Origin of the sequence: Novosphingobium sp. PY1 (assembly GCF_017312445.1) — a bacterium.
In the GTDB taxonomy this organism is placed as follows: Bacteria; Pseudomonadota; Alphaproteobacteria; order Sphingomonadales; family Sphingomonadaceae; genus Novosphingobium.
In genome coordinates this window covers 326,282-339,856 of sequence record NZ_BLTI01000007.1, presented here as the reverse complement: position 1 = coordinate 339,856, position 13,575 = coordinate 326,282, and the positions used below count along the sequence as shown (strand labels likewise).

Sequence of the window (13,575 nt, the reverse complement as noted above, 5' to 3'; positions counted from 1 at the left end):
TCTCCGATAGCCAGAATTGGCTAACGGAAGAACGTCTGGCAGCCGCAGGGGGAGGTGTTGCGAGGCGTCGGCTGCATAATTGTCCCTATTCGTGGGGGTAGGTCATGGCTGAGCAGAAATTGACAAGCTTTGCCAATCTTTGCTATTGCAGGGCATGGAGGTTGCCATGGCTACGATGAACATCTCACTGCCCGATCCGATGAAGCAATGGGTGGAAGCGCAAGCTGATACTGGTCGGTATAGCAATGCCAGCGACTATGTGCGCGATCTTATCCGCCGTGACCAGGAACGCGCCGACAAGATTGCCGCCATGCAGCGCCTTGTCGACGACGCCCGAGCTGGCGGTCTGAGCGATGAGACGATGGCGGATATCCGGGCGCGAGCGATCAGCCAGGCAGGCCTGCAAGCCTGACTGTGCCACGTTTTCACTTAACACGCGCCGCAGCCGACGATCTGACAGCCATTTTTCTGGAAGGCATCGAGCAGTTTGGCTTGCCGCAGGCTGACGCTTATCACGAAGGGCTGAGTGCGATTTTCGCGTTTCTCGCAGACTATCCCCATGCTGCGCGCTTGCGAGAGGAAATCTCGCCGCCAGTTCGCGTGCATCCCTACAAGGCCCACCTGGTGATTTATGATGTAGGAAATGAGGGCGAGGTCATCATTCTACGCGTCCGGCATGGTCGGGAAGATTGGACATCATCGAATTACGACGGTTAGCCGTGAAAAGGTCCGTGCTGGCGGCCAATCCGCAGAGATTCTCACCACACTTAGCGTTTCTCCTGCCGACCAACTTTGGTCGTTCCGCTACGGGCGGGTTAACGGCAGCTCCCGCTGAAAGCGGTCATTCTCGCGCGATCAGTCCGTTAGGAAGCGGTGTGCGCCTGCGCGCCAGACCGCACCCGCGCGGTTCCCTGGACACTCACATGATGCTATGTCCGCGAGCATTCCGACAATTGTGCTCAGTTAACCTTGTGACCGCCCGTGGAGCGATGATCCTTGCTGTTACCCGTCTTAAGCATACCGGCGACTTACCACCTCGGGGCGTTGGAGCTGGAGGCAGGCGTTCCGATCCGCAGGCTCGTCCCGAAATACATGGACTTTGAGCTCGGGCTCCTGTCGGTGTCGCAAGAGCCGGAGACGTGGCGGCATGGCTGGGCAGGCGACGGTGGGGCGATTTTTGAGCTGCGCGCCTCTAGCGGCGATCTGCAATTCCTCGACATCGATGGCCTGACCCAAGAAGACCCCAAGGCGCTCGAGGTCGAGGTCAGGGCGCGCGGCCTGCTCGAGGGCACGGACGAGTGGAAGTGTACGTCCGCCGCGTATGGGATCCTCGAGATCATCGACGGCTCCATGGTCCATTGTGGCGCGAGAACGGCGTGCGACATCGCGTTCGAGGTTGCGATCGTGGCCGCCCTTGCGGAGCAGATAAGTCTCCACGGCATTTGGTGGACCGACGTCTGGGCCGGGATGCGCAGTGCGCGCGGAGGGATTTTCCAAGATCGGCTCTCGACGCTGGTCGCCGGCCAAGTTTCGGCGGCGGTACCGCAATTAATCGCAGGCCCCATGCGGCTCGAGTTTTCCTTCTGACGCCGCACCGCGACTTCCGAAGGCCGGGTATGACCAGAACCTACCCCCGCTACCGACCAGCTAGAGACATTCAGCGTCTTCGATGTCAGCAGCGGCTCTTGCTGACTACCGTCATTCGTGTCGGGCAGATCAGCCGGTCGGCTTTGCGCCCGATACGTTCAGCGTCTCAGGGCATTAGACCTGCGAAAGGCGCGAATACCTCCCCGGTCTCAGCGGCGCGGCGCACCTTAAGCGCCAGCAGCCGATCGATGCCGATACAGCGGTCCAGCGCATCGTACAGATCCTTGCCCTCAACACCGATAACGCGTTTGCCGCGACCGAACGCTCGGAGTCCCTCTTCAGTGAAGCCGCCAAAGCTGATGAACACCCCACGCGCCCAAGACGCTTTCTGCTCCACCTTGCCGTGGAAGGTGTGGAGTTCAGCAACGCCGACCTTGCGGTTGAGCCACTTCGCTTCAACGAGGTAGGTCTCGTTCCCGAGTTCAAAGCTGCCGTCGATTTGTTCGCCGTCGAGGCGGAAGGGCTCGCGCGCTTTCAGACGGAAGGCGTCGAAGAGTTCGGTGAGGAAACGCTCGAAGTCATAGCCTCGGCGATGCGGTTCAAGATCACGAATGGCGATTAGAGCGGTTTTCGATCAGTCTGGGTCGTAACCGCAGGAGCTGAAGTAGTTGGCGCATTCATCGGGCTGGAAGATGTCGACGAGCCTTCCGATTAGGTTCCAGAGGCCGGTAACGGTCCGCTCGCCAATCTTCCTGAGCATGGCCTTGAGGCGAGAGAAGGCCTTCTCGATCGGATTGAAGTCGGGGCTGTAGGGCGGGAGGAAGCGCAGGGTTGCACCTGCGGTCTCAATGAGCACCTGCACCGATGCGCGCTTGTGGCTCGACAGGTTGTCCATGATGACGACGTCGCCGGGCCGCAGTTCCGGGACGAGGACCTGGGCGACGTAGGCTTCGAACCAGTCGCCGTTGATCGGCCCGTCGAGGACCATGGGCGCGACCATGCCGGTCATGCGCAGGCCGGCGACAAGGGTGGTGGTTTTTCGGTGGCCGTGCGGGAAGCCCATCCGCAGTCGCTCACCTTTCGGGCAGCGGCCGTGGCTGCGGGTCATGTTGGTGGCGGTCCATGTTTCGTCGATGAACACCAGACGTTCCGGATCCAGATCGAGCTGGCCGTCGAACCAATGCCGGCGTTGCCTCAGGACGTCGGGACGGTCTTGCTCGATGGCATGGCCAGTCTTTTTTTGCGCGTCATGCCGCGGCGCACGAAGAAGCGATGAAGCCCCGCCACAGAGACGGTCAGGCCCAGCTCGATCAGCGCCAAGCGCAACTCTTCGAGCGAGATGTCCTTGTGCGTCTCCCAAACGGCGAGGATATCCTCCGCTCGTTCCTCGACCCGCCGCGAACGCATATCACCCCCTTGCGGCTTGGGGGCAAAGTCGCCGGTCTCGCGGCGCTGCGCCTGCCAGCGGATCGCCGTCGAGGGAGCAACGCCAAACCGCTCCGCCGCCGCGCGGCAGCTCATCCCACCGTCAACCGCAGCCAGAAGCCGCGAACGCAAATCCATCGATAAAGGTTGACCCATCCATGCCGGCCTCCTTCACCAGCACGGATTCTGAATCAGAAATCACGCCAAATGGGAATCCGCCGCCGATTCATAACGGTCGAAAACCGCTCTAGCTGGTCTCGCAGCCTTGCGAAATCGATCGCATCGAGCATCGGCGCCGGCACGACGTTGTCTGGCGTCAGCGGAGCGGCGCCTTCGAGCCTGGCAACTAATCCGGCGACCTGAGCGGCTGCCCGAGGCATCGGATCCGGCGTGCTGGGCCCACGGAGCGCCTCACGGTGCTCCCAGAGAACGCGTAGCGTCCGCGCTGCCGTCCCGTCGTCCACTTGCCCCAGAAAGCAGCGCAATCGTTTAGCTTTGGAGGACCCATCGACGGCGTATTGAGGGGCTTCGATGTCGATATCGAGCTCCCTTACGAAGAACTCGGCGAAGGTCCGGTTCGAGAAATCGAGCACATAGCCCTTCTCGCCGCCTCGGAAGACCTCGTCGATTAGCCCAAGCTCGATCGAACGCAGGCTGCTCATCGCCGCTGCGCCTTTGATGGTCGCGCTTTGACGGCGGCGCGAATGACCCTGAGCACCGCGGAGTGCACGTCGCCGACTTCCTCATCGGTCGGCTCGGTTACCCTATATCCCAGCGATCATCTCCGGACTGCTATCGAATTCACGGCGCAACCTTTTCGTCTTTGCCAAGAGATTCGAGCCAGTTGTCCAGCTTCTTAATTTGAGTTCGAGCCCATCCGGCTACAGTTTTTTCGTCCGCTTCTGCCGTCTGCGCGGAGTGCGGATTCCATACCTTGTAGGCATCAAAATCGAACTGCGTCGCTGAAACGATGTTGTCTTGCCGCAGTGAGATCGAGATATCGGCATCGACCTCATCGTAAAAGGTCGTGAAAGTGACCTTCAACGTATCCTTGTCTCTGTACCCGCTCATCAAAGGGATAATTGCAATATCCTGATCCATTCCGGTCGTAGCCGAAGGCTCGCCCAGGTTGATGATCTTGCCCACGTAGACCTTGCGATCTTCCATCGCGAGCATGGCGTGCTTGTCCTTCTCGAGAGACAAACGGAACAGTAGATTATCGAGGGGGCTGTCCTCTAATATGCCACCGATCACGTGCACCTTAGCATCCCACAGCCCGAAGCGCAGCCGAAGGCTGAGGTGCCCGAAGAACTTCACAAGATAGGCTGAAAGGAATGTTAGGAAAGACAGCTGGATGAACCAAGCTGCCTTGCTCGCCTCACTGAGTTGCTCCCCATTGGCGTCGCTCGGGATCGCCATCATCATTTTCATCCCAGCAACTACAGCGTCGGAAAGCGTCAGAGGAATGTTGATGCAACCCAGCGTCAGGCGATCGGGCAGAATGTAATGGAAGCCTAACGACAGCAGAAATGCCAGGAAGAAGCAGCGAAGCCCGAGCTCGGCGCTCTTCAGATAAAGGTACTGCCCCTCATAGCGATGGAGGGTGTAAGAAAATACCGGATGAATGTGGCAGGCGTAGAACCCTGTGACGAGCACAGGAAAGATCAGGAGAAGAAGCAAAGCGGCGCCTCTATCAGCGCTTCACGATAGCTCTGGCTTTTCCGCGAGCCTGCTTGAACTCAGCCGAGGTGCGCACTTCTCTCGGGTCAATCTGCACGGTGCCCCGTCCGACGACCTTCACCGAATCATAGGAGTGCGACACGAGAGCCTTCATCCGCTCATCGCGTTCAGAGGGCGCCAGTCCTAGGATTTGCAAAAGGCTCATCTCATTCTCCACCGAGCACCGGCAACGTGCTTCCTATTCCTATTTAGTTCTAAAATCGGCCATTGCAAAGAATCTGTGCTCAGCAGACTGTAGCGCGACAAACCTGATGAGGATTCGCATTGCCTCACCCTTTTTGCTCCTGAGTGACGGGCTGTTGCCTCATCTAGATCGCCGCGCGACAGCAGACGGCTCCGAACCCTGCAGCCGGATTTACCATATCCCGCTTATGTCATTCCTGACGGGCTCAGCACGGCGGCTCCGTAAAAAGTCTATTAACGCCTTCACCCGGTTTGGATTTGGTGCCCCGAGGGATAGACCATCTACAACGGGCAATCGCGATCATCGGCATCCTCAAGTCAGATGCCGACCAGTTCGCCAGATCCCAATTGGCGACATCCAGTATTTGGCCTGCATGACACCACGCCAAATGTCCGGCTTCAATCAGATCGGACGTTTAGGCTTGGATACTCGAACGGCGGCTTTGTCCCAGACCACGTCATGGCTGAAGGTCGGATTACTCGCGCTGGAAAGCCGGAGCCGAACGGCAAAGGTGGGCGCAGTTCGGGAATAGATAAGCTAAAGGGGGCTACGCTTATCGGGATCATCTAATGGTGGCTTGAACCGCGGACGATGATCTCGCCCCCACTCATGCGCAAATATAACCCACATAAAGGTCAAACCCATCCAGAGGATTATATATCCAATAACTACGATTACGAACTTGATGGGCGTCCCTGCGGCACTCACCTCCCCCAATCGCCTCAGTTCGATTGGAACACTAAGGAGGTTGATACCAAAAAATATTAGGCTGATCGTCCCGAAAATCAGTAAAGCCAGAAGTTTCCAGGGGCGCTTACGCAATCTCATGGCATATCCCGATTATGGTCATGCAAGATCTAAAGGTTCGGCCTTGCCAAAAGTTTAAACGAAATCGCCGCCGAAAATGTCGAAAGGCCGCTGCTTATCCTTCCCAACTGTTGGCAAACTTGGTCTGTAAGAGAATCCGGACGGTCCACTCCCTGACGCATCAAATCATCCTCTGATCGACCGAAATGGGCGCACTTCGGCCGCAGGCGCTATGTCAGCTTTGTCGAAGGATTTCGTACGCAAGCACCCGAAATCCTTCGACAAACCGGACGTAGAGCGGTTTAAATCGGCTTCATGATTCCAGCCATTCGTTCATCAAGGCTGATCGGGCAACGAAGGACCGGTTTCAGATATCGTCTATGGCAAGCGCTACGACGGCAAAATCGGGGGCAGTCGGAAATCGCAGCAATCAGCGGGTGAACGAAATTTAACGGAAGAATGAAAGTCTTTTCTTATCGTCAGAAAATGCATACTGCGAGAGTATTCAATGAGGGGGTTCATGAAAACTGCAAATTGGATGCGCGCTGCAGCGCTCGCGGCGACAATGTGCGCAGCGGTGCCGTCGATGGCGCAGGAGAAGACGGGGAGCAAGGAAGGCTTTGCGCTGAAGCCCGGCACTGTCCGCATCGTTCTGATGCGGCCGGTTATCGATGTCGGTGCGCAGTCGACCGGCGGCATGTTCGAGCCGAACGCAGACTGGACGGCGCAGGCTCGCGAATATCTCACCACCGCGCTCGCCGCCGCGCAGTCGAAGCTCGGTAACGTCGTGGTCGAGTATTCCGACCAGGCAACGGGCGATGGCCCGCTGGTTACACAATACTCGCACTTGTTCAGCGCGGTCGCGGACTCGGTGATCGAGTACCAGTTCTTTCCCGGGAACCGGCTGCCCACCAAGAAGCACAGCAAGAGCTTCGACTGGGGCATGGGCAACGGCCTGTCGAGGCTGAAGTCGCTCGATGGCGCGGACTACGCGCTATTCATCACCACGCACGACGAATACGGATCGACCGGTCGCAAGGTGCTGCAGATCGTCGGGATGCTGGGCGGCGTGGGGGTAACCTCGGGCGTTCATGTCGGCCATGCCGGCCTCGTCGACTTGAAGACTGGCGAACTTGTCTGGCTCAACGCCGATCGTCAGATGGGCGGCGACGTGCGCACACCTGAAGGCGCGCAGAAGCGCGTCTCGCAGTTGCTTGAGGGCTTCCCGGGCAAGCCCGCTGACGTAGCAGTTGCAGGCAACTGAGATGCGTCGGCATCTGGCACTCTTGGCGGTCGCGCTACTGAGTCTCGCGGGGGCGTCAGGCCATGCCACCGACGCCGCACTCGCGCTCCCGCCCTACACGCCGGCCTACGAGCCGACGAGCGTGGATGAACGCGGCCTGTGGATGCAGGTCGACGAGATCGAACGCCAACTACGCGACAGCCCCTTGCGTATCCGCGACGGCAATCTCGAGAAGTATCTGCTCAGCGTATTGTGCCGGGTCGTTGGCCAAGACCGTTGCTCCGGCGTTCGTGTGTACGCCATCGAAGATCCAAGATTTAACGCATCCATGATGCCCAACGGCGCGATGCAGGTTCAATCTGGCCTGCTTCTGCGCGTGCGCAACGAAGGTGAGCTGGCAGCGGTGCTGGGGCACGAGTTCGCGCATTTTGAGCTGCGTCACAGCCTGAGCGGGTTCAAGAACCGCCGCGCCACAACCGATGTCATGGCATGGATGACCGTGCTGGGCGGCATCACGAACACGCCGACCGGCGATACACAACTGTCGCTTGCTGGCTCAATTTTTCGGTTCGGCCGTGATCAGGAAACAGCCGCCGACCTGCTGGGTCTCAAGTATCTGGCACAATCGGGCTACCCTGCGCATTCCGCTTCCGAGGTATGGCAATCGCTAATGGCTGAGCAGGATGCCACCGCACGTGGCAGGAAGCTCAAGGCGAAGCAAAGATACAGCGCGGGGTTCTTTGACACGCACCCGACCTCGCTCAATCGCGCGGCCTACTTGTCTGAAGCGGCGGACAAACTGCCCGCTGGTGGCGATCCGCGAACGCAAGAACTGCAGGACGCCATTGCACCATATCTCCCACGGTTTCTGGCTGCGCAGAACAAGCTGAACGACTTCGGCGGGGCGGATTACATCCTCTCGAACCTTGCAGCACGGTCCGGCTGGACCCCCGAACTGCAGTTCGCCCGTGGGGAATTGTATCGGGCGCGCGCCAATCCTCGCGATCTGCAACTCGCCAGCCAATTCTATCGGGAAGCAAAGGCCGCAGGTTATGCTGGACCGGAACTCGACAGGAACCTGGGCCTGGCCCTGATCCGCAATGGACAGGTCGATGAAGGCCGGGCAGCGCTCTCCGCCTATCTGGCTGCAGTTCCTGACGCGTCCGATGCGGCGATCATCAAAACCCTTTTGCCGAACTGAGGTATGTCCATGTCGCGCACCGCTCTCGCTGCCCTTGCACTTCTCGCGGCCGTATCATCGCCGTGCCTTGCGAACTCACTTATCGGCGCCGGCCCGCGATCCGGCATTGCCAAGTCCCGGATGTACGCCACGCCGACGGGCGAATGGAACAAGCTGAGCCTTCAGGAAGGCAAGAACGTAGAGGTCTGGACGCTTGATGGAGACGCGCTGAACAAGGTGACATTCTTTGGAGGCGTACCTGAGGGCCGGCCGCTTCTGCGTGAACGTGACAAGAAGAACCGCCCGCTTCCCAAGGTGACAGCGAACATGCTCGTCACAGATATTCCGACGTTGCTTGAAACGACATATCGCAGCCAGTTCGCTGTCAACCAGATGACCGTCGATACGCAGGTACCAGCGGTTCTCGACGGCCACAACGGCATTCGCTTCACCTACAGCTTCACCAAGGCCGACGACGAAGTGCGCCGGAAGGGAGAAGCGGTCGGCGCCATGATCAACGGACAGCTCTACCTTGTCTCTTACGAGGCACCGGCGATCTACTTCTTCGACAAGGATGTCGAGAGATTTAGGGCTTTGGCTGCTTCAATAAAGCTGTGAATTGGATGACGGCAGGCTTGCACCAGCTTCGCCTTGAGTTCGGGGAGGCTCACGGCCCGCGCCAGAATTTCGGTCATTATACTACTGTTAGATTGTCTGTGCTGCGGAGCAGGGTGTCGCCTTGCGATCCCTCCATGGCCGGACGATGAGTAATGAACGAGCGCCGACAAAGCGGCCATTCCCAATCTGAAATGTGCGCGTCAAAACCTGCTCTACATAAAGTTAGGGAATGCGCGGGCGAAGGGCAGGGGGTGGGGACACGCACTTTGTTGCTCTTCCTGCAGATGCAGCACAACGACAGATTTTGTTCGAAGATGCATTGCGTTTGCTATACCGCATATACGAAAACGGCTGTGTCCGGTGATGCTGTATTCTGCGGATGGAGGAGATCAGCCCATCGGCCGCGGACCCGAACAGAAGCATCGATTTTCCAATGATCTGTTGCGATGTGGGCGAAAGCTATGCCTTCGCCCACTCGCACCATTCAGAAACGGTAGCTTACGCCTGCGAGCACGCGATGGCGATCGTATTGACCGTCGCCTTCGCTGAAGTCCGAGTAGCGGTATTCGAGGCGTGCGGATACGTGATCAATGAGCTGACGTTCGACGCCGCCGCCTACTGTCCAACCATCCTGGTTGCCAGTGTCTGTCAAGGGCCCGGCAGAGCCGGCGATCGCCGTCTTGATGCGGGCGTTGGCATAACCGCCGCGGACGTAAAGGAGCGTTTGCGGGGTAACGAGGTAACCGGTGCGCGCGGTCAGGTCGAATGAGTATTGCGGATCGAGCGTGTAGTTCGCGGCCTGCAGATTGTCATCCGTGGTGAGATCGAAGCTGCCCTCGACGCCCAGCACGAACTTATCGGCGATGCGCTTGTCGTAGCCGGCATAGACGCCGCCGGTGAACGCCTGTTGATCGTCATCGATCCCGACGGTGCCAAGCGACAGACTGGGATTTTTCACGTCATCCGAATTCAAACCGGCCTGGACGCCGACGAACGGTCCGTTGAAATCCTCGGCAAACGCAGTGCCAGCAAAGGCCGTGCCGAGCATGGCGGACATAAGGACAACCTTGGGGAGGCGCATTGGATTCTCCTGATTCTTGGAATGGCCGCTCCACACTGGAGCGGTTGAGACGCTCTTCCGCCCTTCACGTCAGTTCATCAATCGCGATCCAGTTCAAGGATTATGTCCTCTTGGTGCACGATCTTCCTCCGCAAGCGCCAATTTCATCCAGCGAAATCAAAGAGGCCGGCAGCGAACCGCCGGCCTCCAAAATTGTAATGGAGCTCCGGAACCTAGCCCGGATCCTTGTGATCGCCCCCGCCGACATTGCCGCACATTATCTCCATCGTGGACGTTCCGTCATTCAGGGGCATGCATAACCCGTTGATCGAACTTGACCTTGAACTGGCAAGGAACAGAACGGCCTGCGCGACTTTGGTCTTGTAAGCGGAACGGTCCGTCACCGGATGAGCGGAAAGCTTCTGGTGCAGATCTGGATCGCCGGCGAAACCGAAGTCAGCATCGCCCGGGATCACCACATTGGCCCGGATGCCCTGTCTTGCATATTCCGCCGCAATGACCTTGGTCAGCCCGATCAGACCCTGCATCGAGGGATACAAAGCACCGAGGCCGGCCGCTCCGCCGGCACTAGGGCCAGCACTTGGAATGCCCGCAATATTGACGATCGCACCTGCGCCGGCCTCGATCATGGCAGGGATTTGAGCGCGCACCGCATAAAAGATACCCGAGATGGTGGCGGTAAGTTCGTCCCAACCCTTCGGCGACATATGCGCGAGTGACACGGGTGGGGAATGGATAAAGGCGTTGTTTACGGCGATGTCGAGCCAGCCGTAACGGTGCTTTGCGAAGGCAGCCAGTCCGAGGTGAAATTGCGGGTCGGCCAAGTCCCCGGGGAAGAAGCAGGCTCTTCCATCCTCTGCCTCGATCGTTGCGACCGTTTCCTCACCAGCGACGCCGCTTAGGTCTGCGATGACCACGTTAGCGCCTTCCCGGGCAAACAGAAGCGAGACTGCGCGTCCGATGTCAGTGCCTCCCCCGGTGACAACGGCTGTCTTGCCCTGAAGGACGGGAAGGTCATCTTCATCTGGGCGAGCGGTAAGGAACGGGAAACCCCGGTAATGCATGCGTGCCACCTTTTGCGCGAAATCGGAAGGGAGCACAGAATGTCATGGCACCGGCGCCAGCGATCAAGCGCGCATCAGTTCATGGTTGTTGTCCTCAGGGTGTGCGAAGGCGCGCCTCGCGTTCGCGGTTGAGTTGCTGAACCTTGGCGTTGAAGAAGTCGATGAAGCTGCGGACTTTGGCCGACAGGAATTTGCGACTGGGGTAGATCGCGTAGATCCGGGTGCCGATCTGCGCAATTCCCGGAAGCACCTTTTCCAGGCGCCCCGTGGCCACATCGTCTTCAATCATCAGATCGGGCAGAAGGGCCATCCCCAAACCTTCCTGCGCGACCAGCCGCAGCAGGGACTCGCTGCCGCTTTCGAAGCCGACCTGGAACTTGACGACCTCTCGCTCCCCCGGTCCGTCGAACGGCACCGCGGTGCCGACGTGCATGCCCTTGCACAACAAGAGTTCGCGCCCATCCAGATCGGCAAGCGTTGCCGGCCGCCCCGCGCGATCGAGGTAGGCGGACGAGGCCACGAGGTGAAACGGCATGTCGACGAGCGGCCGTGCGATCAGTCCTGGATCGAGCGCGCTGGGAACGGTTGCGCGTAATAGAAGGTCGAAACCTTCCTCGACCAAATTCACGTTTCTGCCGGTCAGTTCAATGTCGAATTGAACCTCTGGATAAAGTGAACCGAACTCGACAAGCATCGCCGAGAAGCGCCTGTTGTCGAACCACAGAGGTGCCGCCAGCCGCAGCGTCCCGCGTGGAACGACCGTGGTATTGCCAACTGCAGCTTCCACTTCGTCAAGCGCTTCGAGCGTCTGCTTGGCCTGGTTGAAATAGAGTGCGCCGGTTTCGGTCATGCTGACATGGCGGCTGGTGCGGTTAAGGAGCCGGGTGCCAAGCCGGCTTTCCAGAGCCCGGATGTGCTTGCTTGCCATGGTCGGCGACATGTCGTGGCGATCCGCCGCCGCCGTGAAGCTCTTGAGTTCGGCGACGCTGCAGAAGACGCGCAGGCTTAACAGGGTGTCCATAGATCATAAACCTACAGGACATACTGGTTGAACTCAAGCCACGTTGATGAAGCATAAGAACAAGTTCATTTAGCCGGTATCGGCGGTCGTTGGCGCTATGCCCTCCACCCGCCCAGCGGCTGCCGACGACCCTCCCTGAGAACAATAGCCCAGGACAGATCGGCATGGCCTACATCAATAATCCGCATGCAGCCGCGCGGTTTGGACGCGCGGCGCTTCTTCTACCCTTTCTTCTCACCAGCGCCTGTGCGTCGATTCCCGACCTTGGCGTGAAGCCCGAACCCCATGCCGCGAGCGATTTCCAATCGTCAGCCTCGCTGGCCGAAACGCGTTCGCAGTGGCCGGCTGACGGCTGGTGGCGCGTTTACGGCGACGCACAGCTAGGCCAGCTCATGGACGAAGCGCTGGCCGGCTCGCCCGATCTGGCCGCAGCAGCGGCGCGCATGCACGCGGCGCAAGGTTACGCTCAAGCCGCCGGGGCGGCGCTCATGCCCTCGATTGATGCCTTCGGCTCGGCGAATGAATCGCGCCTCAGCCAGAACGGCATCATGCCGGCCGGGGTGACTCCGAGCGGCTGGAACGACAGCGGCTCTGTCGGGCTCGGCCTGACGCTCGACCTCGATCTGTGGGGCAAGAACCGCGCGGCGATGCGCGCCGCGCGCCTCGATGCGAAGGCGGCCGAGTATGAGCTCGACGAGGCGCGGCTTGCCCTCACGACCGGCGTTGCCTCGACTTACGCCGAACTGGCCGCGCTCTATGCCCAGCGTGACAGTCTCGAATCCGCGCTCGACATCCGCGAGCAGTCGCTGAAGCTGGTCCGGCAGCGTTTCGATTCCGGCCTCGACAATACCAGCGTGCTCAAGCTTGCCGAAGCGCGCATTCCGCAGACGCAGGCGGACCTTGCCGCCACCGACGAAGCCATCGCGCTGACCAAGAACGCGCTCGCCGCGCTGGTAGGGGCCGGTCCCGATCGAGCGCTGACGATCGATCGCCCGGGCGTTGCCTTGCTGCACTCTCAGGGCGTGCCTGCGGGGGCATCGATCGAGCTTGTCGGCAGGCGCCCTGACGTGGCCGCTGCCCGTGCCCGCGTCGAAGCCGCAGCGCAGCGGATCAAAGTGGCCCATGCCGCCTTCTATCCCGACGTTAGCCTCAGCGCACTGGTCGGGCTGCAGTCCTTCGGTCTCGACAATCTCTTTAGGAACCAGTCCCAGTTCGGCAGCGTCGGACCGGCGGTAAGCCTTCCACTGTTCCATGGCGGCGCGCTTCAGGGACAGTACCGCGGCAGCCGCGGCCAGTATGACGAGACGGTCGCGCTCTATAACCGCCAGGTGATCGAGGCGCTGCATCAGACCGCCGATGCCGTGACGAGCCAGAAAATGCTCGTGCAGCGCGCAGCGCAATCACAGAAGGCGCTGACCGACTACGAGGACGCGCTCCGCCTGGCGCAGCAGCGCTACAAACAAGGCCTTTCGACTTACCTTGACGTGCTCACGGCGCAGGAAAGCGTCGTTGCCGCCCGCCTCAGGGTCGCAGAGCTGCAAGCCCGCGCATTCACTCTCGACGTGCAGTTGATCCGTGCCCTTGGCGGCGGATTTTCGGCTGCGTGACCCCCCGATACCAGGAGA

Annotated in this window: 15 protein-coding genes; 7 read left to right on the top strand and 8 right to left on the bottom strand. The window is 59.8% G+C overall.

Annotated features, from left to right (window positions below; genetic code table 11):
• Positions 1 to 166 precede the first annotated feature (166 nt).
• The 3 genes from J3474_RS11410 to J3474_RS11400 all read left to right on the top strand — a co-directional run bounded on the left by J3474_RS11410 (position 167) and on the right by J3474_RS11400 (position 1,587).
• Positions 167 to 412, top strand: a complete 246-nt coding sequence (locus tag J3474_RS11410; protein ID WP_013831443.1) for a type II toxin-antitoxin system ParD family antitoxin — start codon at positions 167 to 169, stop codon at positions 410 to 412.
• Between the two features lie 2 nt (positions 413 to 414).
• Positions 415 to 717: a type II toxin-antitoxin system RelE/ParE family toxin gene (locus J3474_RS11405; protein ID WP_007014466.1), complete on the top strand. Its 303-nt coding sequence runs from the start codon at positions 415 to 417 to the stop codon at positions 715 to 717.
• A gap of 375 nt (positions 718 to 1,092) precedes the next feature.
• On the top strand, positions 1,093 to 1,587 hold the full coding sequence (locus tag J3474_RS11400; RefSeq protein WP_207094264.1) for a hypothetical protein: 495 nt from the start codon (positions 1,093 to 1,095) through the stop codon (positions 1,585 to 1,587).
• Positions 1,588 to 1,753: 166 nt separating this feature from the next.
• On the opposite strand, the gene J3474_RS11395 is transcribed toward J3474_RS11400, so the two are convergent.
• The 5 genes from J3474_RS11395 to J3474_RS11375 form a co-directional block, all read right to left on the bottom strand.
• A complete protein-coding gene (locus J3474_RS11395) occupies positions 1,754 to 2,125 on the bottom strand; it encodes a restriction endonuclease (protein ID WP_242528370.1) in 372 nt (123 codons plus the stop codon).
• Positions 2,126 to 2,221: 96 nt separating this feature from the next.
• Positions 2,222 to 3,168 (bottom strand): IS630 family transposase gene (locus J3474_RS11390; RefSeq protein WP_242528366.1). Its coding sequence is split into 2 segments (ribosomal slippage): positions 2,222 to 2,832 and positions 2,832 to 3,168, totalling 948 coding nucleotides; the frame shifts between segments, so codons are not numbered across the junction.
• Between the two features lie 35 nt (positions 3,169 to 3,203).
• A complete protein-coding gene (locus J3474_RS11385; RefSeq protein ID WP_207094263.1) occupies positions 3,204 to 3,674 on the bottom strand; it encodes a hypothetical protein in 471 nt (156 codons plus the stop codon).
• Between the two features lie 139 nt (positions 3,675 to 3,813).
• Positions 3,814 to 4,692, bottom strand: coding sequence for a hypothetical protein (locus J3474_RS11380; RefSeq protein ID WP_207094262.1), 879 nt, complete (start codon positions 4,690 to 4,692; stop codon positions 3,814 to 3,816).
• A 13-nt stretch (positions 4,693 to 4,705) separates the two neighbouring features.
• A complete protein-coding gene (locus tag J3474_RS11375) occupies positions 4,706 to 4,897 on the bottom strand; it encodes a hypothetical protein (protein ID WP_207094261.1) in 192 nt (63 codons plus the stop codon).
• 1,366 nt (positions 4,898 to 6,263) lie between these two features.
• Here J3474_RS11375 and J3474_RS11370 point away from each other — a divergent pair.
• The 3 genes from J3474_RS11370 to J3474_RS11360 are packed head-to-tail and all read left to right on the top strand — an operon-like array spanning position 6,264 to position 8,784.
• Positions 6,264 to 7,007 carry a hypothetical protein gene (locus J3474_RS11370; protein WP_207094260.1) on the top strand — a complete coding sequence of 248 codons (744 nt, stop codon included), beginning with the start codon at positions 6,264 to 6,266 and terminating at the stop codon, positions 7,005 to 7,007.
• The gene (locus tag J3474_RS11365) at positions 6,994 to 8,187 is read left to right on the top strand and encodes a M48 family metallopeptidase (RefSeq protein ID WP_242528365.1); all 1,194 of its coding nucleotides are present in this window, start codon (positions 6,994 to 6,996) and stop codon (positions 8,185 to 8,187) included. The genes J3474_RS11370 and J3474_RS11365 overlap by 14 nt, the downstream gene beginning before the upstream one ends.
• A gap of 9 nt (positions 8,188 to 8,196) precedes the next feature.
• The gene (locus J3474_RS11360) at positions 8,197 to 8,784 is read left to right on the top strand and encodes a hypothetical protein (protein ID WP_207094259.1); all 588 of its coding nucleotides are present in this window, start codon (positions 8,197 to 8,199) and stop codon (positions 8,782 to 8,784) included.
• A gap of 484 nt (positions 8,785 to 9,268) precedes the next feature.
• On the opposite strand, the gene J3474_RS11355 is transcribed toward J3474_RS11360, so the two are convergent.
• The 3 genes from J3474_RS11355 to J3474_RS11345 form a co-directional block, all read right to left on the bottom strand.
• The gene (locus J3474_RS11355; protein ID WP_207094258.1) at positions 9,269 to 9,865 is read right to left on the bottom strand and encodes an outer membrane protein; all 597 of its coding nucleotides are present in this window, start codon (positions 9,863 to 9,865) and stop codon (positions 9,269 to 9,271) included.
• Positions 9,866 to 10,077: 212 nt separating this feature from the next.
• A complete protein-coding gene (locus J3474_RS11350; RefSeq protein WP_242528369.1) occupies positions 10,078 to 10,929 on the bottom strand; it encodes an SDR family NAD(P)-dependent oxidoreductase in 852 nt (283 codons plus the stop codon).
• A 94-nt stretch (positions 10,930 to 11,023) separates the two neighbouring features.
• On the bottom strand, positions 11,024 to 11,950 hold the full coding sequence (locus J3474_RS11345) for a LysR family transcriptional regulator (RefSeq protein ID WP_207094256.1): 927 nt from the start codon (positions 11,948 to 11,950) through the stop codon (positions 11,024 to 11,026).
• Positions 11,951 to 12,114: 164 nt separating this feature from the next.
• Between J3474_RS11345 and J3474_RS11340 the strand changes: the two genes are divergently transcribed.
• On the top strand, positions 12,115 to 13,557 hold the full coding sequence (locus J3474_RS11340; protein WP_207094255.1) for an efflux transporter outer membrane subunit: 1,443 nt from the start codon (positions 12,115 to 12,117) through the stop codon (positions 13,555 to 13,557).
• Positions 13,558 to 13,575 lie beyond the last annotated feature (18 nt).